Source organism: Bacteroidia bacterium (assembly GCA_041391665.1).
Taxonomy (GTDB): domain Bacteria; phylum Bacteroidota; class Bacteroidia; order J057; family J057; genus JAGQVA01.
Genome location: JAWKNO010000002.1, coordinates 1842552 through 1868104 on the forward strand (window position 1 = coordinate 1842552; position 25553 = coordinate 1868104).

A 25553-nucleotide genomic window follows, 5' to 3' on the forward strand; every position below is an offset into this window, starting at 1 on the left:
TGTTTGTGGTAGAATAATCCTTAATAAGGCAGACCGAAAGTAATATAGTAGGTGTATATTCGCTTGTTTTGGGGCTTGAGTTCACGCATGGCCAGCCGGATACTTTCACTCAAACCTGTATAATCTACATTTTTATACTTCCAGGTCAAAACATCAAAATTTTGGCGACCTTCGCTGTATTCCACATTTTTTATGTAGAGATCAATCCGGCAACTAGCCATTTCATACATTTCATCCACGTTGAAGTTTTCGGAAGGTTTGATCGCGATTTTTGCGGTACTGAACTGCTTGTCATCCACCGAAATTTTGGATTCTTCATGCAGACCAAAAACTTCTTTTATTTCCCTTCCCCCTGTTTCATCTGTGCGGAAAACACATCCTTCAGTATCCTGACAATTAGCCCAGGGATTACACCAGTAGGTTTTTTTCTGGCCTTCTTCATCCTCAAAGGTTACAGATTGTGCTTGTTCACATTTGAGGTAATTCATATAATCAGCAAGCGGCCCGGAAAAATCTCTTACCTTAATCTCGAGATCTGCGATCTGATAATTAACAAATTCATTGGTAAACAGCAGGTCGTAAAATAGTTTATTGCGCTCTTCATATTCACTCTTCAGGTCTTCGTTGTATTCGCCCTGCTCAAAACCGGAGAGGAAGTCTTTAAAATTTTTCTCATCTTCAATATGGAGGTGTTCGTACCCCTGGTCGAGGTTGCGGCGAATGGAATAATCTACCACCCAGTCGGGAAAGGTGGTACTCAGACCGGCCTCTTTTGCAGGGCGTCCCCGATCTACTTCCTCAAGTGCGTAGTCGGAAAGCGTGAATTTCAGATGGTGGTAGGCATCGGCCTTTTTCACATCAGCGGTAGATTCCAGATAGGCTTCGATCAGGCTGTTGCCTTTTTCTGCAGTGAGTCGTGGGGTAAAAAATATAAAAAACAGCCTTTCTTCATTGACCGTTTTTACTACAAAATCCAGGCGGTTTCCTTCACCCAGCCATTTTTTAAACGGTATCTGTCCCCACGGAAATTTGGGGTCTACAACTCCTGAAACATTTTTATTTGCCAGCTCTCCATCGGTAATCAATACGCTCTGCCGGTCGTGATTGCGCACAATGGAATCCGCAGCAACATCCAACGGCGCGTAGTTGTTGGCGGAATTATAGTTTTGCGGGTTGCGGACATACGTTTGGATACGCCCACCCGTAGATTTGGGCAGTTTTTCTATTTCATTCCCCGATGCGGAAGAAAGACGAAAATACTCCGCCTTTTCACCTGAAATCAGGTTCACAAGATCGGTGAGAAGACCGGCATCATCTTCTGCTTTGGCAACCTTGTAATTCATCCCGTCGGACATATCAAAATAAACATCCACACGATCCAGCACCTCTTTGGCACTGCCATTCTGCTGGCTGATCTGATGAAATCCATCAATCAGTTTGTGAAAGCCATTGGCTTCAGATAAATAATCGCCACAGAAAGCCCCATCTACCGAAGCGATCTGCTCTTCACACATTTCACAAATCTCTTCTCCACATGCACAATCGGAAGCAGGGCACGGATTTTTGCTGCAACCTGAATAAATAATCAGGCTAAAAACGAGGATTCTGGTTAGAAAAAAGAAACTGGGGGTTGATTGTTTCATAAAATCAAACAATTGATTATAAGAGCAATTTAAAAAATATATTCACTCTCCGGATAATTCCACCGGTTATTGCCTGATTTTTTTTAAAAAATATCCCCAACAGGAATAATAACTGCCCTCAAGCAACAGATTTAGTCCCTGTCAACTGCCGCCAACTCTCTGATTTCATGGGAAAGCGACTGGTATTTGGTAATGATTTCGCGAAGGCGGGCAAATTCCGCATCCATTTTCCAGCCAGAAATATTGGCCACAGCCTGAAGCATCAACAACGTATTGGTTGCTTCCCGATCATGTTCGGGACTAAGACCATGACGTTCACGGAGTTGACTTGCAATTAATTGAGGAGTAGAAACGGGAGCAGGCAAGGTAGGTGAAACATACGATACAGCCATTAAGATAATTTCTTCTATATCTTAATCAAATAATATGCCAGCAGCCTCCTTTTCGTCACTACTCAATCTTTATTTTCTTCACCATACGGCTGTTTTCTGATTGCACTTCGACCATATACAGTCCGGCTGCCAAATGAGATACACGGAGAGGTTTTTCGATTTCCCCACTCGTTTTCCCGGCTTTTTCTTCATATACTTTTCTGCCATGGATATCCCATACACGCAGAGCATAAAGTCCATGATCTGAAGAATTTATCCTCAACATAAAATCGCCTGACCCGGGGTTGGGATAGATGTCCAGATAATCATCAGAATGAATATCATCAACACCTGTATTAAAGCTACCCAGAACCTGAATATTGTCGAGGTAAAGCGGAAAGCCATTGTCGTATTTGTAATAATCAAAACGAAACACCACCTGCTCTCCTCTCAGCCAGCTGATATCTATCGAATCTTTCAGCCAGTCAGAACAGGCTCCAGGAATCCAGGTATCAAATGAATCTGAAGAAATGTAAACCGTCGTCAGATTATTGCGGTCGGAAGAATAAATATTTGCATTGTCGGGGAAAGTTTTGCCGCAGTCCAGGGAGTAGCGAATCTCAAATGACTCGCTAAAACCCGCTGTATTTGAGTCCGAGGCAAAAGCTCTGTCAAAATACAAATATCCGTTTTGTATATAGCGAAGATCTACCAACGGAGAAATCAGCGCATCTTCGATTCCGGCAGCGGCCATCACGGTATTGTCGATAAACATGCAGGTATTACCCGAGCCATCATCACAGCCGGCATAGGCAATTTCCCAACCAGAACCACCTGGATTTTCAATGGTCCATGTGGAAGGCAGACCCAACGAAAAATCTTCAGAAAAAGGCGCCTGAAGCAGCGGCTGATAATTGAAAGTTGTATGACTGGTGTCGTTGAGCAGAAACCCATCGGCTTGTCCATTGGGCAGGCTACTGTAAACCGTAACGGTGTGAAGTCCGGGCGTAAGTGAGGCAGCCACAGGCAGAAAAACCGTATCTGTTTCTGTATAGGACAAGGTACCCGTCCAGTTTCCCAAAACAACCGGTCCCTGGTCAAACCGATAGCTGATTTGGATAGTGTTTAGCGGGGTGAGGCCAAAATTTCTCAGTTCGATCCCGAGCGAAAGATTCTCTTCACACTCTGTAACCGAGGGGCTGATAATCTCCGAAACGCCGGCATCAAAAGCCACAGGAGTCTGGCAGGCATAGGAATTCAGCAGACTTGCGCGGATATTGGTCAGCACAATCCGCATTCGCTCCACCTGCCCGTCTGTAAAAGCCCTTCGGCACAGGCCTTCATTGTAGTCCATGAATTGATTATTTGCGTCGGGCACATCGGTAGTAAAAGGATTATTGGCACTGGGGTCGTCGGCGTCAGTAGAGCAGCTGTTAAACACGCCACAGCCCTCAAAGGTCGAATTATCAGGCGGTGTATCACAAACCCTGTCGCCATCGAGCAGGCAATCATCATTTTTACACCCCCGGTCAAAGGGATGCGGCAATCCCAGGTAATGTCCGATTTCGTGCGCAAAGACGGCAGAATTGGCTTTACTTCTCCCGACAATAGAAGTCAGAAGTACAATCCCATCCCAAAATTCACCGTGGCTTGTAGGATAATAAGCGTACCCCAGCACGCCGCCCCCTAACAGGTCGCGGGCAATATATACATTCAGATAACGGGTAGGATCCCAGTTAAACTGCTGTTTCATATTAAAATCATCATTGGGCCCGATATCCGTCAGCGGCGTCTCAATCCGCTCAATCCCCGAAGTACCGCTGCCGTCGGGTGCTACTTTTGCCAGACAAAACTGGATTCTGGCGTCCGCACCGACAGTAGGATCGTAATAGCCCAGATTGCGAAAAGCCTCATTTATATTTTCGATTTCGGTATAAATCTTAGAACTGGCTATATTTTCGGTAGGATCCAGGTAAAGAACGTGAAATACAACAGGGATTGTATATATCACCGTATCGGTTCCCCTTCGGGGATCGGCCCAATGATCTAATACCAGCCTTTTCAGAAATAAATCGTGGTCAAGTAAATTTTTTTCGTAATCAGGATTTTTTTCTGCGAGTTTTTGTTCGGTATAACCAGTTGCGCAGTAGAATGCCGATTGAGAAAAAATGCAATTAAATTGCGTGATTATCAGTAAGATAAGGGAAAAAGCACGGGTGAATACCATAGATTTGGTGTAAATAAGCGCGGAAAATAGTAAATTCCTCCAATATCTCCCACTAATGATATTTCTCACTGCTAAACGCCACACATGTTTTTGGACTGCATAAAAATTTCCCTAATTTTCGAGATATTTTGTCCCCATGCGAATTGAACCGAAAGAAGTTGTAGAAAATTCAGGACTCCGGATGACGAAAGAAGAAATACTGCGCGACTACAGTCTCGCTTACCAAAGTCGTCAGGCCAGCCTTTTGGGTCGAAGGGAAGTACTTACAGGAAAGGCGAAGTTTGGTATTTTTGGTGACGGTAAGGAACTTCCACAGATTGCCCTGGCAAAATTTTTCCAGAACGGAGACATCCGCTCCGGTTATTATCGCGATCAGACCTTTGCCTTTATCACAGGCATAGCCACTATTGATCAGTTTTTCTCTCAACTATACGCTGACCCAGACCTCAAAAACGATCCGCATTCAGCAGGCAGGCAAATGAATAGTCATTTTGCTACCCGCATGATACGGGAAGATGGTTCCTGGGAAGATATGACCCGACAAAAGGTTACGACCGCAGACGCTTCGCCTACGGCTTCCCAAATGCCCCGTATTGCGGGGCTGGTTCAGGCTTCGCGGCTTTTTCGGCTGTTACCCGAACTGAAAGATTTTTCCGTTTTCTCCAACAATGGCAATGAGGTCGTTTTTGGTACCATCGGAAATGCCAGTTGTGCAGAAGGCGTATTCTGGGAAACCATCAATGCGATTGGCGTTATTCAGGGGCCCTTTGTTATGTCCATCTGGGATGATGAATACGGTATTTCTGTACCCAATGAATTTCAGATCACCAAACAAAGTTTGTCTGAAATGCTTTCCGGTTTCCAGCGGACCGACAATGAAAGGGGATACGATATTTATACCGTAAAGGCCTGGGATTATGAGGCATTGATTGAAACGTATCGCATGGCCACCGAAAATGCCCGTGTCAATCATATCCCTGCTATCGTTCACGTAACGGAAGTTACTCAGCCACAAGGACATAGCACCTCTGGCAGCCACGAAAGATATAAGTCTCAGGAACGACTGCAATGGGAAAAACAGCACGACTGTATATCCAAACTTCGTGAGTATATCATCGAAAAAGGATTTGCGACCGCTGCGGAAATAGATGAATTGGAAAAAGAAGATCGCCGGATTGTACGCAAAATCAAAAATGATGCGTGGCAGGCTTATCAGGCGCCGATCAAAAAGGAAGTATCCCAACTATTGCTTCTGATTGGTGAAATTGCTTCACATGCTTCCGGGAAAGCGCACGAACAATTATCCCAGATTATTGCCGGACTTAAAAAACTGCTCGAACCGGCACGTCGTGATATCATGATCAATTCTCATAAAGCGCTGCTGGCTGCCCGGGCCATCAACCACCCTACGGTTGCGGCACTTGCTACATGGAGAAAAGCCAAGCAGGCGGAATGGGGAGAAAGTTATGGCTCTCATTTGTATAGTAGTACGCCGCTTTCCCCGATGAATGTCCAACCGGTGGCGCCTGTCTATTCCGAGGAAGCGCCATTGAAGAGTGGATTTGAAATCCTCAATCAGGCTTTCGAAGAAATGTTTGCCCAAAATCCGCTGATTGTCGCATTTGGAGAAGATGTTGGTCAACTGGGAGATGTCAACCAGGGATTCGCCGGACTCCAGGATAAATTTGGCCCGCACCGTGTGATGGACACAGGAATCCGGGAAGCGACCATTGCCGGACAGGCAATCGGGCTGGCTATGCGGGGACTTCGGCCCATTGCAGAGATTCAGTATTTGGATTATTTTATTTACGCGCTCCAAATCCTGTCTGACGACCTTTCCACCCTGCTTTACCGCACCAAAGGCGGACAACGTGCGCCTGCGATTATCCGCACCCGGGGGCACAGGCTGGAAGGTATCTGGCATGCAGGTTCTCCCCTGGGAATGATGATACATTCTCTGAGAGGGGTTCACATAGCCGTGCCAAGAGATATGACACGAGCTGTAGGGTTTTATCATACTTTCCTGGCTGGCGACGACCCGGCCGTAATCATTGAAGTACTCAATGCCTACCGTCTAAAGGAAAAGGTGCCGGACAACATATCAGAAATACGGATAGTCCCGGGCATACCCGAAATCCTGCGTCAGGGAAATGATGTCACTATTGTAACCTATGGTGCATGTTGCCGGATCGCTATGCAGGCCGCAGAACAGTTACAGGAAACCGGTATAGATGCAGAAATAATCGATGTGCAAACGCTTTTGCCATTTGACATCCATCACCTCATTCTCGATTCACTCAAAAAGACCAATCGTATCGTCTTTTTCGACGAAGATGTTCCCGGTGGTGCCTCTGCCTACATGATGCAGGAGGTACTGGAAAAACAAGGCGGATACTATTTGCTTGATTCAGAACCACGAACACTTACAGCGAAGCCACACAGGCCTGCATATGGAGATGATGGCGACTACTTCTCCAAACCACAGGCTGAAGACGTATTTCAAACCGTCTATGCGATGATGCATGAGGCTGCCCCCAACAAGTTTCCCCTGTTTTTCTAAGTACATCACCCCCTTTCAAAGTCTATGAAAAAGACGTTGGCTTTTTTGCTTTTCCCATTGATCGCAGTACTGATGGCAGCCATCGGCATGTGGTATCACACCCTAACCCTGCAATACCCCTCTCCTACCGACCGTGCGTTATCTCATGAAGAGAATGGCGAAATGAAGCAGGAAAGGGAAGCCTTTTTCGAAAAAATGCACCGCACTGCGCCGGGTGTTGACTGGAGGAAAATCGATCAACAGGTAAGGAAGGAAAAAGCCGAATCGCGATTCCAGAAAATCAGACAGCGAAACCTCTCTAAAACTTCCGCCGATTTTGACAAAGATACCATTGCCAATGGCAATGTCACCGGCCACTGGCGCGAAGTGGGAAGCATCAACCAGGCAGGAAGAACTACCGGCGCCGAATATGATGCAAAATCAGGCACCCTTTATGTAACATCCGCAGGGGGCAATATCTGGAAAGGCAATATGCAGGGTAGTAGTTGGGAGGTATTAAATGATCTCCAAACCATCCCCGGCCTCAACACACTTTCCCGTATTACGGTTCAGGGCAGTTCCCGATTGCTGGCCTTATCTGGTGATTGGGGCATTGATGGCCTGCGCTACTCAGATGATGGCGGATTGACATGGAATATTTCCAACGGCCTGGGCAATATCCTCAACTGGGGGTTTGCCGCCCGGATGGCTATCATTCCCGACAGCATCCACACCCTCTATATTCTCGCTTATGAATGGGATTATAGTTCGGCAAACTGGGGGTCTGTAACAACTTTGTACCGATCCACAGATCAAGGGCTGAATTTTTCCCAAATAGCCGACTTCCACAGCGCGACTTTCGGTGATATCGCTCGTTTTGATATCTGGACGGACCCATATACACCAGGCGCACTCTTTTTACTGGAAAACAACCATCTTTTCAAAATCGATGGAGGGGGTACAACATTGGTTCCGGCTGGCACACTTCCCGTAATCGCAGCGGGCGGAAATGCCCATCTTCAGGGAGTAGAAACAACCGCAGGCACATATCTCTACGCCCTATATGAAAATGGAGACAGTTCAAATGTCTATCAATCTGTAGCAGGTGCGCCCTGGACGTATCAGGGGTCTGTGGACACCAGGCTATTTTCCAGAAGAAGTTTCACCTGTTCATCAATCAACCCGCAGGTGCTTTTTGCAGGGGGCGTCAACGCATACCGAAGCGCCGATGGCGGTGTTACCTGGCAACTGGTCAATGAATGGTTTGAGTATTATGGAAACCCCGTTAACAAACTTCACGCTGACATACCCGCTTTCCAGACATTTCGGGACAGTGTTTTGGGCGAATTTGTCATTGTGAGCACGGACGGAGGCACCTATGTTTCTTACAACAACCTGCAAACTGTTCAGAATATTTCGCTTTCCGGCCTTCAGGTGGGACAATTTTACTCTACCTACACACACCGCACCAATACCGGTACCGTATATGGCGGCACCCAGGATCAGGGCTATCAGCGGGCAACGCAGGACAATGGCGAAGTGCTGTATTTTTCCCAGTTGATCGGTGGTGATTACGGCCATATCGTATCCGGAGACGGGGGGCAGAGCATTTGGACGAACTACCCCGGGTTTACGATGTATTATCCCAACGCAGCTACTTCCACCCAGCAGTTTTCCCGCGATTTTGACGGAAGCGGGCATTTGTGGCTCCCCCCATTGCTTGCCGATCCCAATATGGCCAACCGCGTGTATCTGGGCGGAGGAAGTCTGGATGGTGTGGGGGCAAATATTATCCAGCAAACGGCCATTGGAGGCACTATTTCAGTAGTTGAGCAGCCCTTTGATTTTAGCGAAGGAACCAATGCCAGCATTTCGGCGATGGGTATTTCTCCACAGGATCCCAACTACCGCTATGTTCTGACCGACAATGAAAAATTCTTTTTTTCTTTCAATGGCGGACAAAACTGGACAAAGTCATCACAGGGCGCCATTCCGGGTAGTCATTATTTTTACGGGAATGTAATCCTCCCCTCTCCCAAACAATTTGGCAGATTGTATATCGCGGGAAGCGGGTATTCCAACTCCCCCGTCTATATATCCAACAATAATGGCGGGAGTTTTGTCGCTGCCAATAATGGCCTTCCGGCATTGCTGATTTACGACATGGATATGACCCCCGATGAGAGTATGGTATTTGCCGCAACTTCTGTAGGGCCATATATGTACATTCCGGCTGATGACCAATGGTATCCGATGGATGGCCTTCACGCACCAGACCAGACTTACTGGACAGTAGAATATGTACCAGCTCTACATGTAGCCAGATTTGGCACCTATGGCAGAGGCATCTGGGATTTCACCATTTGTGATTCTCTTTCTCCCAAACCAGTCGCAGCTTTTCAACAGGTCCTTTTTGGCGACGGGGTTTCCATTCAGTTGATAGACAAATCCGCCGGAGGGCAATTTCTCCAATGGGAATTTGGGGACGGAGAGACCAGCACGCAACAAAACCCCCTTCATCACTATGCTGGATCGGGTGTATATGAATTAAAACAAATCATCAGCACACATTGCCAGTCTGATACCATTTCGCAGACACTCTACCTTATGTCAACAGGCGTCGAAGACTTGCTTTCGCCCGATCAACTGACGGTTTTCCCCAACCCCAGCAACGGCGTATTTGAAGTGGAAAACAAAGGCGAATCATCCGAATCGCTACATCTTGAAGTAATGGATGCAGCAGGAAAGGTGATCTGGAAACAGCCCTCGGTGCGATTTGGCCCACAAGACAGGCATTCGGTAAGACTCGGCGACACACCTTCCGGAATCTATTTTTTGCGCATGACACCGGCTTCTGGTGGAAAACCGATAGTAAAAAAGTTGATAATCCGGTAGCATTTACCACAAAAAAAATCGGCCCCCTTGTAAATAAGGGAGCCTTTTCTGCAAACAGGACGGTAACCTGGGATGCATTCTCATTGTACGATAAGCCTTCCTGTAATCACATTTTCCCCGGAAAGGATGCGATACAGGTATAGACCACCCGTCATATCAGACATATCTAATGCAATCGTATTTACCCCTTTAACTACGTCCAATTTACACATAAATATTGAATTTCCAGCAGACGTGGATAAATGTATTTCTACCCCCTTCTCTTCAGCCGGGCTCAACAGCTCCATCTGAAACTGTGTAGTTGCCGGATTAGGCCAGGCTCTGAGCAGGGTGATTTTTTTTACCGGAGGAATAAAAACCTCCACAACTCTGGACCAGGAGGGTTCACCATCGGCATCTATATACATGATCCGGTATGCCTGAGATTCGCCGGTAAGGTGGCGATCGGTATAGGAAAATAAAGTCGGCTCATCTGTTTCCTTCGGAATTTTTACCTCGCCGATAGGTTCAAAACTGCCAGTGCCATCGTGCTTTTCAACAATAAACTTTCCTATTCCCCCTGTTATTTCTGCTTCCCAGGTCAATATCGCAGAGGTTCCATCGGGGGAATAGCCTTCCAGCCACAACCATTCTACCCCCAACAAGAGATCGCGAAAAAGACTGAGAGGCGTACAATCTGTTGCAGATACATAGACACCGGAAGAATCAATAATTTCAGCTTCGGCATTTCCTGCCGGATTAAAGTACTGGATTTCGGAGGTGATATTTCCACTTGTAATCACCTGGTAAATGCGGCTCGAAGTATTGGAAAAAAATCCAAAAGAAGCCGTCGGGTTTTTGTGGTAACCAAACAACACATAAACGGGGCCCTGGCCGCAAAATCCACTGAAATCGAGATTGGTGCTCAATCCGTCAAACCCGGGCGCCAGCGGAAGCGAGGCATTTCCCCCGGCGCCCAGAAAAAATACGACATTCGCGTTTGCTGGCAATAAACCTAAATTGGGACCCACGGGTGCGACAAATAATCCCGGGGCACATCCGGCCTGGGCGTTCAATTGAGAAATCAGGTTGTGGATAATGGGGCTATCCAATGGATGATTTATATCCAGAATCCGGTTGCATTGAAGCCCGATCGCGCCGCAAGATTCGGATGTATTTCCCCCTTTGTCTGTTCCGGAAGCAGACCAGACAAAATTGGTATTAGGTTGAATGCCAATTAAAGGATCGATGGAGGCAATCACCAGTTCGTCAACCGAAAATGCAATGGATCCTGTCCGTGCACCAAAATACTCATTCTGCGAATCATTGCCACAAGGGTTGATCACCGCCGTTGTAATCGCCATCGAAGCGCATTGATTGCGAACAGGTATGATTGCGGTTTGTACATCCGGAAAAAATCCATTGGAAAAGGTCAGGGAAATATCTTCCGGCAAATCATAACTTAGCAAAAAATCTGCGCAGCCATTCACAGCAGGCACGCTCATATTGCCGGATAATGTACCATTTGCTCCCGCATCAAGCGTTACGGAAATAATGCCAGCAAAGTCGGGCTGAATTTTCCCCGAACTGCCTTCCACTGCACAAATTTCAAACTGCAAAGGCTGATTCGTCTCTGCACACCCTGGCGGCATCTGGGTGATGACCAGTTCATCTGCAACAGGACAGTCAAAAACAACTCCGCCCAGGCTGTCTGCCACACATCCGGTATTCTGCAAATCGGCAACGGCAAAACTGTAAGCAGTGGCATTATTGCCCCAAAATCCTGTCAATGGAAGTGGCAGATCGGTATAAAGATAATTGCCGGAAAGTCCGCCGGGGTCAGGAGTAACGACCAGAGAAAAACCTGTCGAACCGGGGTTGAAAGCGATGAAATCCAACAGGGCAGACGCTGTCCCGTTGTTGCATCCATCCTCCCATACTGCAAGGTCATACAACACACAGGAAGCGAGGAAGTGTGAACCTATTCCGGAAAAAGTATCCATCGGATAACAATCCCACTCCGATGAAGGATCGAAGCTGGTAAGTCCGTCAAAAGCCGGACAGATCAGCGCCGATTTACGCACGAGGGTGCCATCGGCTGTCCCCTGCGGGCACCCTGCCCCCGTCCATTCTGTGCCGGGGTCAACGCCTGGTTGTCCGACAACATCGATCGTGGTTCCGGCCGCTATCAGGGCAATTGCATCATCGCCGTTCATGCTGAGAGAACCAGAAGTCTGGTCAGCCTGAGCCAATAAAACAGCTGATGCGGAGGGATGACAGACAACGTACACATCTCCGGGGGCGACCATTCCACTCAGGGCGATCGAAGAAGTGATTGCAGGGTTTCCATTCGCATACACCGCCAATACATAACCGCCGGCAGCCAGATCTACAGAGGCAGCTGTTCCGTTGTAAATTTCGATACATTTGTTGTTTCCCGAACCTTCCAGATACTCCGAAATAAAGACACATTGTGCCGAGAGGGAAAGGCCTGCGCATAGCAGGATCATAGGTAAAATGATGTGTTTCATGGTTGTTTATTAAATTCTTCCGGAAGCTACATCACGGAAAAAAAAAGTCAATGGAAAAAACCGGCAAAAAGTAACGATAGGAATGGCGTCGGGCGGTTTGATTCACACGAAAAAACCTTTTGAATATCTACCGGGGTTTTCTATACTTGCGGCCTAACTAAAATGTATGTTCAACTTCAGAGTAATCATCAATGTGTTGGGAATGCTGGTAACCATCTGTGGGTTTGCCATGTTGTTTGCCCTGCCGTTTTCGATTTACTATGGAAGTGATGACCTCGGTGCCATTCTGGCCTCAGGCCTTAGCACGATGTTGCTGGGTGGACTGGTTTGGTTTATTACCCGAAAACATAAGGGGCAGGAACTAAAAAAACGCGATGGGTATCTGATTGTAACGCTGGGTTGGGTGGTAATGTCTGCCATTGGAGCGATCCCTTATGTTGTCAGCGGAGCCATTCCCTCATATACGGATGCTTTCTTTGAAACCATGTCGGGTTTTACTACGACTGGCGCTACCATTCTCGGAACCCATATTGAAGAATTACCCAAAGGATTGCACTTCTGGAGAGCCATGACTCACTGGATTGGCGGTATGGGAATTATTGTACTTACCATTGCCATTCTTCCTTTGCTGGGAATTGGCGGCATGCAGCTATACGCCGCTGAAGCACCCGGCCCTACGCCAGACAAACTCACACCCCGGGTAAAAGAAACGGCCAAACGCCTGTGGATCATCTATGTGGCGCTGACTTTTGCAGAAATGATTTTGCTGATGTTTGGGGGAATGGATCTTTTCGAATCGCTCTGTCACTCTATGGCGACCCTTTCTACGGGAGGTTTTTCGACCAGGCAGGCAAGCGTGGGTGCATTTAATCCCTATATCCAGTATGTGATTACAATTTTTATGTTTATCGCAGGCTCCAACTTTGCGGTAACCTACTTTGTGTTTCGCGGAAAGCCAGGCAAGCTTTGGGAAAATGAAGAGTTCCGGGCCTATCTTTTTTTTACTATTCTGGTGATCATCGTGACGTCTCTGGTTGTGTATTTTGGTGTCAATGATCGCACCTCATTCGAACAATCGTTTCGCGATAGCGCCTTTCAGGTAGTGTCGATTATTACCACAACGGGTTTTGGGACGGCAGACTTTACTGCATGGGGCTCATTTTTGCTGCTGTTGTTTCTGATTTTGATGTTTACCGGTGCATGCGCAGGCTCAACAAGTGGGGGTATGAAAATGGTGCGCCATATCGTCATTGCCAAAAACAGTTACCTCGACCTGAAGAGACAGATTCACCCCAAGGCGATTATGCCCGTATGGTTTAATGGAAAAGCGGTAACGCCAGAGGTAGTTTCGAGAATCCTCGCATTTATCCTGATCTATATTTTGTTGTTTGTAACTGGCTCTTTTGTGATGGCATTTATGGGCTACGATTTTATGACAGCCATTGGATCAATTGCAGCAACTTTGGGCAATATTGGCCCGGGCATTGGAAATGTTGGTCCAGGTAACAGCGAAAACTTTGCCCTTTTTTCAGATCTGGGCAAATGGTTTCTTTCCTTTATGATGCTGCTCGGACGGCTCGAACTTTTCACCGTTTTGATGTTGTTTACCCCTTTCTTCTGGCGGGAGGCCTAGTAGATTCGGTTTCACAGAGTTTCTGATGTAAACAACTACTTCACAATTACAATTGAAGGATTTACAGGGTAACGGCCAAACGTTTTTCCATAAACTGCGACGCCACCTTCTCCCTCCGTCTCAATGCGAATCTTCACGGTGCGCTGCTTCCACATCTTTTTGGGGATGGGCACTTTTACCAGGTAACCGTAAGAGCCAGCTTCACGCAGCTTTTTGTCCTGCAACTGATGATGCCAGGACAACACGCCACGATGATCTGCCGGGTCGTCTGCCAGCCGGGTGGTCATGACTTTTTCGCCGTTTACCAGTACCCGGATATCAGAAGGGTACATTGTCTCGTCAGTCATGGGGTACGAATTGGGGTTACCGCTAGGCGATACCCTTGCCCCCAACATATAATCCTGATTGCGGTTAAACTCCGTGGTCTGGTCTTTGGTAAACAGCTCCTTTGCTGATAACTCTGCCACAAAATATACTGAACGCGGCATTTTTCCTCCGGCTGGCATCTCAAAGGTATATTCGAAGAAGCCTTTGCCCGCTCCGTTGACTTTTTTGCCATCCAGCACATTCCACTGTCGCTGACTCCATTGTGCTGTTGCAAAGTCGGAGGGGGTTTTCTCCACAATTACCATACCCTCAGGTTTTTTCTCTGAAATGATCTCAAAAAACATAAAATTATGGTGCAGGGGTTTGCCGTTTCCATCTTTGAGCACCAGTTGCAATTTTGCAAGTCCCGATATATCAGGCAGCGTAATTTTGAGTGGCTGCAGGGTTTCCTGCATCCAGGGACGGTAGTCAAAACTGATTTGCCCGGAGGAAATATTTCTCTCCGTTCCGGTCTGATCTGTTATAGACAGTTGGTAGTCTACGTTGAGGGAATAGCCCAAATCTTTTCCCGTCATTGCTGAAATATAAAGCGGCACCTCGACCTTTTCTCCGCCAGCAACGGTGCGGGAGATTTCGTTGCCGGTTGAGAGATAGATCAGGGAATGGAAATCTTTTGTGGTCATTCCATTGACAATTTCCCCTACCCCGGTTTCTTTTTCCGTTCGGTCAAAACGCCAATAGCCATTCCATTCGTTGATGACGTCATGATGTTCGGTATAAAGCCAGCCTGCGACCAGCGGATATTTGCGGAAAGTATTCATCATCCGGTGGTAATCCCAGCTCCAGTCCACATCACCGGTACTGCCTTCATAGCCCCAGACATTGCCGCATTCAGAGTTGATATTGGGTTGTTTTCCCTGCTGAAACCCTGGTTCGAAATCATGAGCGCTGCCTTCATAGGTATTTTCGACCATATTTTTCAGATAATCCTCCCATTCCCAGCCGGGAAGGTAGCTATGCCAGGAGTTGATATCGGTCTCCGTATGCCCCGCGCCGCAGCAGATCGAATTGTCTTCCACCAGGCGGGTAGGATCCAGGGATTTAGTGAGGTAATACATAGAAGCCACCCATTGCTGGGTCTCAGGCAGATAACGTCTTTCTTTTTTGCCGTCCTGCTCGATCGTCGTTCTCAAACCCCAGGTTTCATTAAACACAATCCATGAAAATATGGCAGGGTGATTGTAATCGCGGCGAATCATTTCCCGAAGGGTATATTCTGCTTCTGCCTGCATTTTTTCTTCCGGATCCCCCCAGCTATTGGGAAGGTCGGACATGACCAAAAGCCCCAGTTTGTCGGCCCAGTACAATTTCCGGGGAATGTCAGCCTTGATATGCGTACGAATCCCATTCAGCCCGATCGACTTGCTCCTTTCAATTTCCTCCCGCATAAACTGGTCGCTGGGGAAGGTATAAAATCCTTCCGGATGGTACGATTGGTCGAGGGTGAGTTGCAGATAAATGGGTTCATTGTTGAGCGCCACGTAAGGATATTCACTGCCCGGGAGGTTGACGACTGAAATTTTTCTCATCCCAAAGTACGTGTGTAACTGATCGTCTTCCAGTTGTGCGTCCACTTCATATAGGAAAGGATCATCCAGATCCCACAGATGGGGTTCGGGGACAGGAATCTCAAATATCCACTTATGACTTCCTTTGGGAATGGTAACCTGTCTGGATATCGGAGGGGTGGCATTGGGAATATTTACTGTAAGCGAAAGATCGCGTGGCGCGTCTGTCGGTAGCCAGGCTGTAACTTTCACTTTTTGATTGTCGGTGTCAGGGGTAAAATGCAGCGCATCCAGCCAGTCATTGCCGCGGGCTTCGAGGTAGGTGGTCTGCCAGATACCGCGGGCATTGCCGTAGCCCTGTTTGCCGTAGAGGGTAAATTCGCGTCGTGCGTCATCGACCATCACAACCAGCTTTTGTGTCTGTCCCCAGCTAAGATAAGGCGTAAGGTCAAAAGAAAAAGGTGTATAACCGCCCTTGTGCTCGCCAAGAAAGTGACCATCAAGCCAGACTTTCGTGAGCCAGTCAGAAGCACCTATCGTCAAAAAAACCTTTTTTCCTTTCCATGCATCAGGTACTTTCACTTCGCGTTGGTACCAGCCGATATCGGCCTTGTCAGCCACTCCTGAAAGCGCAGAACCCCAGGGAAAGGGAACGGAAATAGAGAGGGGAAAGGCAGTTTTTCCATTCTGCCAACCGTTTTTTTCACCTGTCATCAGCGAATCGAAAGCAAATTGCCACGATCCGTTGAGGTTCATCCACTGGGATCGTTGGAAATCAGGCCGGGGATGTTCAGGCAGGGGAATGTCTTGCGAAAAACCAAAAGTAGTCAGCAATAGAAAAACAAAGAGGGAGGCAAGGAATTTCATCAGATCTCCAGGTTAAAGTAAAACACCGGGTGAAAATAGAGATTCATTCAGAAAATTGCTAAGGCTCTTTGTTTTTTGAATGGTTTTCTTTTCGCACTGACTATTTCTGTTTCCCTGTATTAACAGCATCTGCTTTCTATCGAATCAGCGTAATATTTCCTGTCCGGCTTTTTCTCCGCATTCCCGGCCACTCGGAGCCATCCTCAAAAACAGCTTCGTGCACCTGGTAGATATATACGCCGGAGGTCATCAAACTTCCCATCCGATCTTTACCATCCCACCACTCTGTCGGGACGCCATCGCTCAGTTTTGTTGACTCCCAAAGCAATTCGCCCCAGCGGGAATATACAGCGATATGGTACGACCGGAGACCAATTCCACGAGGAAAAAATACGGTGAATAAATCGCCTGAATGGGGGTCATCCTTATCGGGTTGTGTACCGCTCACAGGTGCAAAAGCATTCGGAATTTGCAGCCCCTTTACCCCACCGATATTGATGGTTTGCCATGCGGTGTCTGTACAGCCATTGGCAGCATAAGCGACCAGCATCACTTCGTAAGAAGTATTGATGGTGTATTGGTAAACGGGGTTTTCTACATTAGAGGTGTCTCCGTTGCCAAAATCCCACCGGTACCGGTCTGCAAAAAGGGACTGATTGGTAAATACCACCATGCCGTCGGGACGGCCTGGAATCAGGCTGGTATCTTTCGCAGTGAAACTTGCCAGCGGGCTTTTGTGCACGACAATCAGATCGTCATACCGCAGGGTATCGGCACATTTTCCGTCGAAAGAGACGATTAACTCCACATCATATACCCCTTCCTGATCATACCGGTGAATGGGCATCGAATCTACCACTACGGCCCCGTCACCAAAGTTCCAATGCCAGCGGGTAGCATTGACCGACATGTCGCGGAAAAATACGGATTCGCCTTCACATATATCCACCGGATCGGCAATAAATGAGGCCTCTGCCTGTGGGTAAATATTGATGGTTTGGGTAAAGGTGTCCTTACACCCATAGGTATTGATTGTTACCAGTTGTACTTCATAGCTGCCCGGCTGGTTGAAAAATACCACCGGATTCTTCAGACTGGAACTGTCACCATTGCCAAAATGCCAGCGGTAACTTAAGCCCAGTGCAGCTGAAAACGAACGATTGGTAAAAGTCACCGTAGCGGACTGACAGGCTTCATACAACGACGCGTCAAAATCTGCGACCGGGGCGCTGCCCACACGAATCTGCGTGGTCACTGAGTCAAAACAAAAATCAGCGGTATCGACAATTAGTTTTACCGTGAATACAGTATCAGTAGGGTAATATATATGGTCAGGATTTGTCTGGGTGGAAAAGCCGGTCCCATCTCCAAAGTCCCACAATGAACCGCTGAACCCACTGCTGTTGTTGGCAAATACCACCCGCAAAGGCGAACAGCCCCGGTCGGGATTGGGCAGGAAATTTGCGTCAGGCTGCGGCAATACGACCACCTGATCCGTAAGGGTATCGCGACACCCATAAGAATTGGTAACCACAAGTCTGACAGGGAAAGTGCCGGTCTGCTGGTAAATATGAGACGGATTTTTCAGTACCGATGTGCCGCCATCGCCAAAAGACCACTGGTAGGTCAATGGCAGCGTGGATTGAGACAAATCCGTAAACTGGTTCTGCGCGGGTATGCCGCAAAACTTATCCCACGCTGTGCGAAAATCTGCCAACGGCGGGCTCGCGGTACACACCTGAAAGTTTGCCGTATCAAAACAGAATCCCGCCGTATCAGCGATCAGCACAATCTGGTAACACGTATCCGGCGGAGAGTTGAAGGTGATATTCACCGGATTCGCTGTAAAAAACTGCCCGTCAATCAACCACTCACGACCGCTGCTGTTAAGCGAATTGTCCGTAAAAATCACCGGCATCGGCACACAGCCCAAAGTATCAGATGCCGCCAATATCGCCTGCGGCTGAGGATAAACATATATCGTGTCTGTAAACACCGATGTACAACCGTAATCCGTCAGCAAGGTTTGTGTCACCACATATTCGCCCACAGCAGTATAGGTATGAGAAGGATTGACTGCCGTGGAGGAACTTCCATCACCAAAGCTCCAGACGACAGTATAAGGCCGCGTGGACTGGCTCTGGTCGGTGAAATTGACCGTCGCCGGTGCACCGCAAAACTCCGCCTGATCAGGCGCAAAAACCGCCTGCGGAGAGCTTGAAGTACACACCTGAAAGTTTGCTGTATCAAAACAGAATCCCGCGGTGTCGGCAATCAGCACAATCTGGTAACATGTATCCGGCGGAGAGTTGAAGGTGATATTCACCGGATTCGTTGCGAAAAACTGCCCGTCAATCAACCACTCGCGACCGCTGCTGTTAAGCGAATTGTCCGTAAAAATCACCGGCATCGGCACGCAGCCCAAAGTATCAGATGCCGACAGAATCGCCTGCGGCTGAGGATAAACATATATCGTGTCTGTAAACACCGATGTACAACCGTAATCCGTCAGCAAGGTTTGTGTCACCACATATTCGCCCACAGCAGTATAGGTATGAGAAGGATTGACCGCCGTGGAGGAACTTCCATCACCAAAGCTCCAGACGACAGTATAAGGCCGCGTGGACTGGCTCTGGTCGGTGAAATTGACCGTCGCTGGTGCACCGCAAAACTCCGCCTGATCAGGCGCAAAAACCGCCTGGGGAGAGCTTGAAGTACACACCTGAAAGGTTGCCGTATCAAAACAGAATCCCGCGGTGTCGGCAATCAGCACAATCTGGTAACACGTATCCGGCGGAGAATTAAAGGTGATATTCACCGGATTCGCTGTAAAAAACTGCCCGTCAATCAACCACTCCCGACCGCTGCTGTTAAGCGAATTGTCCGTAAAAATCACCGGCATCGGCACGCAGCCCAAAGTATCAGATGCCGACAGAATCGCCTGCGGCTGAGGCAAAACCACAATCACCTTGCTGGCATTATCCTCGCAGTTAAAGACGTTGCTTGTAGTGAGCACAACCGTATAAATACCCGGTGTGCTGTATGCATGTATCGGATTGATCTGCGTGGATACGGGTGAACCATCGCCAAAGTCCCAGGCGTAAGCAAGGATGGTATCTCCCGAAGAAAGGTTCTGGAAAACAACCGGCACACCGGGACCGCAAACTGTATCCGCATTCGCAGAAAAATCAGCAGTTGGAACCTCATGTACCCTGATGCCCCGGCTGGTTTTGTTGCGACAGCCGAGATTGTTCACCACCGTAAGGCTTGCGATATAATAGCCCGTATTCGAATAAGTATGAGAAGGTTGCGCAGCCGTGCTGAAGCTGTTATCACCAAAGTTCCAGATATAGTTCAGGTTGGGCGGAACGTTGGAGAAATTCACCACAAGCGGAGGACAGCCCGCCGTATCGGAGGGCAAAAAACTTACAGCCGGAGGCGGTAAAACATTGATGACCGTAGTTGCCTGATTGCTACACGAATTGGTATCTGCAAATGCAGTCAGCGTCACGGTATAATTACCAGCCAGGCTATAAGTATGGGAAGGACTAAACGCCGTGCTTGTAGCGCCATCACCAAAGTTCCAGGTCTGGGTATTGGTCCCCTGAGAAAAATTGGTAAAATGAATCGTGTCCCCCTGGCAGATCGTCATGGTATCAGCAGTGAATGCGACAATCGGTTGCGGGTAAACGGTTATCACCACCTGATTGGTGTCGTAGCTACAGCCATTGTTGACACAATGTTTGACAGTATAGGTTCCCGGGTTGGTAAATGTATAACTTACCGTATCTCCCGGCGGGTTGGTTCCATTGATTTCCCAACACAAAAACGGTGCGCCTGAAAGGTCAGCAAAAGTAACCGTCAGCGGTGCACAACCCGAAAGGTCGCTGGTATTAAATAAGGCATCGAGCGTATTGGGCAAAACAACAATCTCCTGACGGCCGGTATCAGCCCCACATTGGTTTACCGCTAGCAGGAAAATTTCATACACACTAAAACCCGTACTGCCTGGGTGAGAATAATACTGAATGGGGGGAATGCTATCCGTAGAGAACAATCCCGCGGGAGAAATTGTATTGAGATACCAGAAAAAATCATCGGGTTTTCCTGTGGTGAGGTTACCAAACTGAATCGGCAAAACCGAACAGCCCGTATCCACCTGTGAGTCAAAAATGATCTGTGGCCGGGGGAAAACAGTTATCACACGGGTAGCTGTTACGGTATCGCAAAGATTGGCAATCGTGAGGGTTACTGTATAATGGGCAACATCCGCACTATCCTGAAATACATGCGGCGCAGGAGAACAGTTATTATCTGTCTGTCCGTCGCCAAAATTCCAGAAGCAGATACCGCCCGCAATATTACTTGTATTGGTAAATGTCACCATCAACGGAGCACAACCACTGTCCACATCCACAGTAAAGCTGGCAGCGGGAGGTTCGGAAATAATGATCGTTCTGCTGGTAGAATCTACACAACCATTGGCATTGTAGGCATACTGAATAATCGTAAATGTACCAGGAAAAGAATACATATGGCTATTGGAATTTGTCAGAGCCGTGCCATCTCCATAATTCCACAAATGAGAAGTGGCGTAAACCGAACTGATCGGAAAAGACAGATTCTGCCCAATACAACCCACCAATGGACCGCCAAATCCCGGCGTTGGCAATGAGTCTACATAAATCAGCCGACAGTCGCGGCTCTCACAACTAAACGCATTGATTATCGAGTAACAAACCTGATCGGTAGTGCCTGGTGGAACCAAAGCCGGATTATATAAACCCGTGGTTGGGTTGACGATTCCCAATCCCACCCATGTACCTCCCGCAACAGAAGCTGTCAGGAAAAACTGCCCGGCAGAGGTACAGATGGTCGTATCAGGGCCAATAGCCACCTGCGTAGTATCATAAATAAAGACATTGGTAACATCCGACGTTTCGCAGCTGGTTCCGGCAAATATGGTATAGGTAAATGGGTTATTGCCCGAATTCATCTGAAGCGTATTGTATCCCCCTGTTATCGGATCGGTGAGGTAGTTTCCGGAAAGAATGCTCCATTCGCCCCCCTGCGGGAAACCGCCAGGAAGTGTACCTGTTCCGGCATTAAGGCACAGCGTATCGGCAGGACCGGCATCCACGCTGGAAGGATTTACCACACGCACCTCCATACTGTCTGTTCCGGTACAGCCGTTACTATTCGTAAAAGTGTAATAAATCATCAGTGTATCCGGGCCAGGCAACAGGCCGGGGTTAAACTGATTCCCCTGAATCCCGGCAGACCCCGTCCAGGTACCACCGGCAGGCACAACGCCAGGAAGCGGTTCGGGGAAATTGCCATAACAGTACAGTACAAAAGCGGGGATGCTGTCGATTCGCGGTATGGTATCCACGATAATCGTGGCAAAACCCCGTCCGACACAACCCGCAAGCGGATCGGCAACTTCATATACAAACGTGAATGTTCCCGCAGTATCGGCACGAAACTGATTATTATTAAACAACCCAAACCCGAGCCACGTTCCGCCGGCAGGGGCTGCATTCAGGGTAATGACGATACTCGTATCCAGGCAAAGCTGGGTCAGCGGGGTCAGTACATTTACTGTCGGTGTATCCTGAACTGTGACCATCACAGTATCATACTCCCGGCAACTGGCGGCGAGGTGAGTATAAATCAGCTGATAGCTACCAAAAGTATCGGGAATAAATACACCCAAAGAATCTACTGAAGGTCCTGACCAAAAACCTGGCGAAGGATTAGCGGACAGCACAACCGTATCATTGAGGCAAATATTCATATCCGCTCCGGCGTTAACACCGGTAAGCGGCGCAATAAAAAAATCGCGGGTAATACACGTATTCCCACAATCATTCACCACACAAAGCTGAACAGAATTATTCCCCGGAGAAAAAGTAACAGGCGGAGGGACAGGGCCGTTGAAAGTTGCCGGTATTCCGCCGGTAAATGTCCAGTTATAGGCCGTAATCGGTGCGCCATAGTCGATCACAGAATAGAAAATACCATTCAGCACAAACACCCCACACGTATCGCCAATAAAAGCCATATCCAGATCAGGCGGCTGCCGGGCAAAAATAGTATCTCTCACAGAATCCACGCCGCATACATTCTGCGCAGTCAACCGTATGGGAAAAGAATCAGGACAGGAAAAACAAAAGCCGGGTTGAAACGAATGGTTATTTTGCGTTGTATCTGCATAATCCCAGCAAGCCGTATCGCCAAACACCACCCAGGTGTAGTTGACATTGCTGCCCGGCGTCGAATTATTTGTGACACTAATACAAAAATCAATACAACCAAACGTGGTATCTGCCACAAAAGCCGCAACCGGCGGGGGAATCACATCTACCGTATGTTTGACCGTATCTGCACCACAATTATTGGTCACAATCAGCGTAACATCGTATTGCCCGGGTTGAGTATAAGTATAAATGGGCGATGGGAGATATGAAGTGTCAACGCCACCGGTTGTATTTTCAAAAAGCCAGGTAAACGAGATCGGATCTACATACAAGCTCACCGGACAACTTTGATTGATAAAAGCGACCGGTGCATTGGGCAGACAAACGGGTTTGGGCCAATCAAATTTTGCCCGCGGCAAAGCCCTGATTTTAATCTGTGTAATTGCAAAATGATCAGAACATTTATTATAAGCCGTCAGTTTTACCCCATCAGAATAACCCTGAAAGGGTAATCCTACGCAGATATTAATGCTATCGAGATTGTAGGTATAACTCTGAGTTGCTGTGTCATATACGATATAGGTTGGCCCGTAAATCCCCCAGTCCCATTCAAAATAATCAATATTCCCTTTGCTGACATCGCTGAGATTGTGAACCGTTATGGCATTTCCCTCACAGATAAAAGGCTGAACCGGATCAGGAACCGCTACCGGATCGGTATAAAAATAAACCTGCGTGTAAAACCCCGGACATGATGCGCCATTTGCGGTTATGGTGATATTAAATGTCCCGTAAGTAACATAAGTATGTGGAATAACCGGGCCTGCACTGTTTACGGGTGCACTTCCATCACCAAAATTTACGGTAAATGGCCCGGCACCCATACTGGCAGGGTCAATGGTAATCGAAAAAGGAAAGGTATTGATCGAAGTATCCGGCGCACAAAAAAACGGCTGGCTCAGCGTTGCGGAAATGGGCGTTACACCCAAAACTGTCACGACCTGAGAGGTATTACACGAAGCGCCACTGGTATCTGTGACAGTGAGCGTTACGGTATAGTTGGTATTAACGGCAGTCACCGGGTAGGAATGTTGTGCTGTGGGATTGGCATTAAAACCCCCATCACCAAAAGTCCAGAAATAACTGGTTATTGTTACAGGATTGCCGGTGGCCGTAAACTGAACCGGCGAAGCGGCACAGCTGCCCGCAGGCTGTACAAAAGAAAAACCCGCATTACATTGAGCAGATAGTTGAATATATCCACCCAATATTACAATGAGTGCCAAGGCGCGAAAAAATAATTTCATGAAAACAGGCTTAGGGGAAATGAGAGACCTATTACTATAATTTTAATCTATTGCGAGGTGATGCAGAAAAACTACTGGAAGGCATGCCAGGTACGGGACATCTTCTTCGCATCATCCTGGTGCCGGAACTACAGAAAAACGTTGCTTCCGGAATGGTCATCATCAGAGAGATTTCGAATATCCCCCCCGTATCGCTTCGAGGACCGGAAAAGTCGTAATCATAGCTCATACCGACACGATAATCAGCGGCACCTGCGCTCCAGGTAAAACCCATCATCGGCGTGAAAGTATTGATATTTTGATTGAATAGACCATTGAAACTATGCCCCATCATAAATCCACCCCATAAACCCACATTTTGCCCGGTTCTTGCTCCCGGACGCATAGCAAACAAAACACCGTAATTGAGCCGGTGCATAAACGCAGATTTAAAGGTTGTTTTTATTCCGGTGGCAGTATCAGTTTGTGCCCATTGCCGGGAAGTGCGTTGGATATCAACTTTCGCAAACGGAATCACCCAATAATCGCGAAGGCCATTGGTCATTTCCAGACTACCATTAAAATAGCCGGTAAAGCGAACCGGAAGTGTATCATTAATATTGATCAGTGAGGGATCAACCTTTACCAGATGATTTGCAACAAAACCAGTATTAAAATAAAAGGTCTCCTTAATACTACTCTCAAAATCCATCCCAAAGTCCAGATCAAAAAAGCTGTTATTTCCGCCAAAATTACTCAGATCCACCGCACTGGGGCCTTGATTGCCGTAAATCGCATGCAGCTGATCGCTGAAAATCAGTCCGTCCATATCAAATGACCTGCGGTTATAGGTTCCGTTCAACCCAAGTCTCAGGTCCCATGGATAATAGAGGTCGTCTTTGGGCCTCGTATGCCAGGCCCAGGAAGCTCCCATTCTTTGCCACTTTACCGGACTATCCCCTGCCCTGTCGTCAGAATAAATCACCCCAAACGCCGATTGAACGCAGGGAACATCTGTGCTGATCGCCGCACTATTGGTCAGAAACTGGCCCGCTTTATAGCGCATTTTCTGCCCGTTGAGTGTTACATTGGTGCCGCCATACACCCCGGTCAGCGCGGGGTTGAGGTACATAGGATTGGCAAAATACTGGCTGAAAATCGGGTCCTGGGCCTTAAGCCCGAAATATGAGCCCAGCCAGAATGTTCCGAACAATAAAAAAACGGGTAAATGTCTTTTCATTTGATTTTATAATTCGAACCTGTAATGATAAGAAGCAGAAGCATACAGCCAAAGACGTGATTATCAGTCTATTAGTCAAGTGGTGACAGGGAAATTCTTTCAGGGAGGCTTATTGGATATAAAGCTAGGGAATAAATTGGAAATAAAAAAAGGGGTAATAAACCTTTTAATGGAAATCGGGATTCTCATTCTGATTGTACCGCGCGCTTATTGTGCTTCTCCCCATGCTTCTTGCCGTATTACAAAT

General features: G+C 47.7%; 10 protein-coding genes. 3 read left to right on the top strand and 7 right to left on the bottom strand.

Annotated elements, in window-relative coordinates:
• Positions 1-20 precede the first annotated feature (20 nt).
• The 3 genes from R3D00_19100 to R3D00_19110 form a co-directional block, all read right to left on the bottom strand.
• On the bottom strand, positions 21-1643 hold the full coding sequence (locus R3D00_19100; GenBank protein ID MEZ4775301.1) for a hypothetical protein: 1623 nt from the start codon (positions 1641-1643) through the stop codon (positions 21-23).
• A 131-nt stretch (positions 1644-1774) separates the two neighbouring features.
• Positions 1775-2035, bottom strand: coding sequence for a hypothetical protein (locus R3D00_19105; protein MEZ4775302.1), 261 nt, complete (start codon positions 2033-2035; stop codon positions 1775-1777).
• Positions 2036-2093: 58 nt separating this feature from the next.
• Entirely contained in the window at positions 2094-4241 is a 2148-nt protein-coding gene (locus tag R3D00_19110; protein MEZ4775303.1) for a M43 family zinc metalloprotease, read from the bottom strand.
• A gap of 136 nt (positions 4242-4377) precedes the next feature.
• Between R3D00_19110 and R3D00_19115 the strand changes: the two genes are divergently transcribed.
• Positions 4378-6801: a thiamine pyrophosphate-dependent enzyme gene (locus tag R3D00_19115; GenBank protein ID MEZ4775304.1), complete on the top strand. Its 2424-nt coding sequence runs from the start codon at positions 4378-4380 to the stop codon at positions 6799-6801.
• Between the two features lie 24 nt (positions 6802-6825).
• Positions 6826-9675, top strand: a complete 2850-nt coding sequence (locus R3D00_19120) for a T9SS type A sorting domain-containing protein (protein ID MEZ4775305.1) — start codon at positions 6826-6828, stop codon at positions 9673-9675.
• Between the two features lie 80 nt (positions 9676-9755).
• On the opposite strand, the gene R3D00_19125 is transcribed toward R3D00_19120, so the two are convergent.
• Positions 9756-12185 carry a lamin tail domain-containing protein gene (locus tag R3D00_19125; GenBank protein MEZ4775306.1) on the bottom strand — a complete coding sequence of 810 codons (2430 nt, stop codon included), beginning with the start codon at positions 12183-12185 and terminating at the stop codon, positions 9756-9758.
• A gap of 166 nt (positions 12186-12351) precedes the next feature.
• On the opposite strand from R3D00_19125, the gene R3D00_19130 reads away from it, so the two are divergent.
• Positions 12352-13818: a potassium transporter TrkG gene (locus R3D00_19130; protein MEZ4775307.1), complete on the top strand. Its 1467-nt coding sequence runs from the start codon at positions 12352-12354 to the stop codon at positions 13816-13818.
• Positions 13819-13853: 35 nt separating this feature from the next.
• On the opposite strand, the gene R3D00_19135 is transcribed toward R3D00_19130, so the two are convergent.
• The 3 genes from R3D00_19135 to R3D00_19145 form a co-directional block, all read right to left on the bottom strand.
• Complete coding sequence (locus tag R3D00_19135; protein ID MEZ4775308.1) at positions 13854-16580, bottom strand: glycoside hydrolase family 2 TIM barrel-domain containing protein; 2727 nt, start codon at positions 16578-16580, stop codon at positions 13854-13856.
• A 136-nt stretch (positions 16581-16716) separates the two neighbouring features.
• Positions 16717-24087 (bottom strand): PKD domain-containing protein, encoded by a 7371-nt coding sequence (locus R3D00_19140; protein ID MEZ4775309.1) that lies wholly within the window; start codon positions 24085-24087, stop codon positions 16717-16719.
• A 34-nt stretch (positions 24088-24121) separates the two neighbouring features.
• Positions 24122-25306, bottom strand: coding sequence for a PorP/SprF family type IX secretion system membrane protein (locus R3D00_19145; GenBank protein ID MEZ4775310.1), 1185 nt, complete (start codon positions 25304-25306; stop codon positions 24122-24124).
• Between the last annotated feature and the right edge of the window lie 247 nt (positions 25307-25553).

What these genes read in the sequence shown, in the direction of transcription:
- R3D00_19125 (MEZ4775306.1), bottom strand. Translation starts at nt 12,185, where the DNA reads ATGAAACACATCATTTTACCTATGATCCTGCTATGCGCAGGCCTTTCC.
- R3D00_19145 (MEZ4775310.1), bottom strand. Translation starts at nt 25,306, where the DNA reads ATGAAAAGACATTTACCCGTTTTTTTATTGTTCGGAACATTCTGGCTG.
- R3D00_19115 (MEZ4775304.1), top strand. Translation starts at nt 4,378, where the DNA reads ATGCGAATTGAACCGAAAGAAGTTGTAGAAAATTCAGGACTCCGGATG.
- R3D00_19140 (MEZ4775309.1), bottom strand. Translation starts at nt 24,087, where the DNA reads ATGAAATTATTTTTTCGCGCCTTGGCACTCATTGTAATATTGGGTGGA.
- R3D00_19135 (MEZ4775308.1), bottom strand. Translation starts at nt 16,580, where the DNA reads ATGAAATTCCTTGCCTCCCTCTTTGTTTTTCTATTGCTGACTACTTTT.
- R3D00_19130 (MEZ4775307.1), top strand. Translation starts at nt 12,352, where the DNA reads ATGTTCAACTTCAGAGTAATCATCAATGTGTTGGGAATGCTGGTAACC.
- R3D00_19120 (MEZ4775305.1), top strand. Translation starts at nt 6,826, where the DNA reads ATGAAAAAGACGTTGGCTTTTTTGCTTTTCCCATTGATCGCAGTACTG.
- R3D00_19110 (MEZ4775303.1), bottom strand. Translation starts at nt 4,241, where the DNA reads ATGGTATTCACCCGTGCTTTTTCCCTTATCTTACTGATAATCACGCAA.
- R3D00_19105 (MEZ4775302.1), bottom strand. Translation starts at nt 2,035, where the DNA reads ATGGCTGTATCGTATGTTTCACCTACCTTGCCTGCTCCCGTTTCTACT.
- R3D00_19100 (MEZ4775301.1), bottom strand. Translation starts at nt 1,643, where the DNA reads ATGAAACAATCAACCCCCAGTTTCTTTTTTCTAACCAGAATCCTCGTT.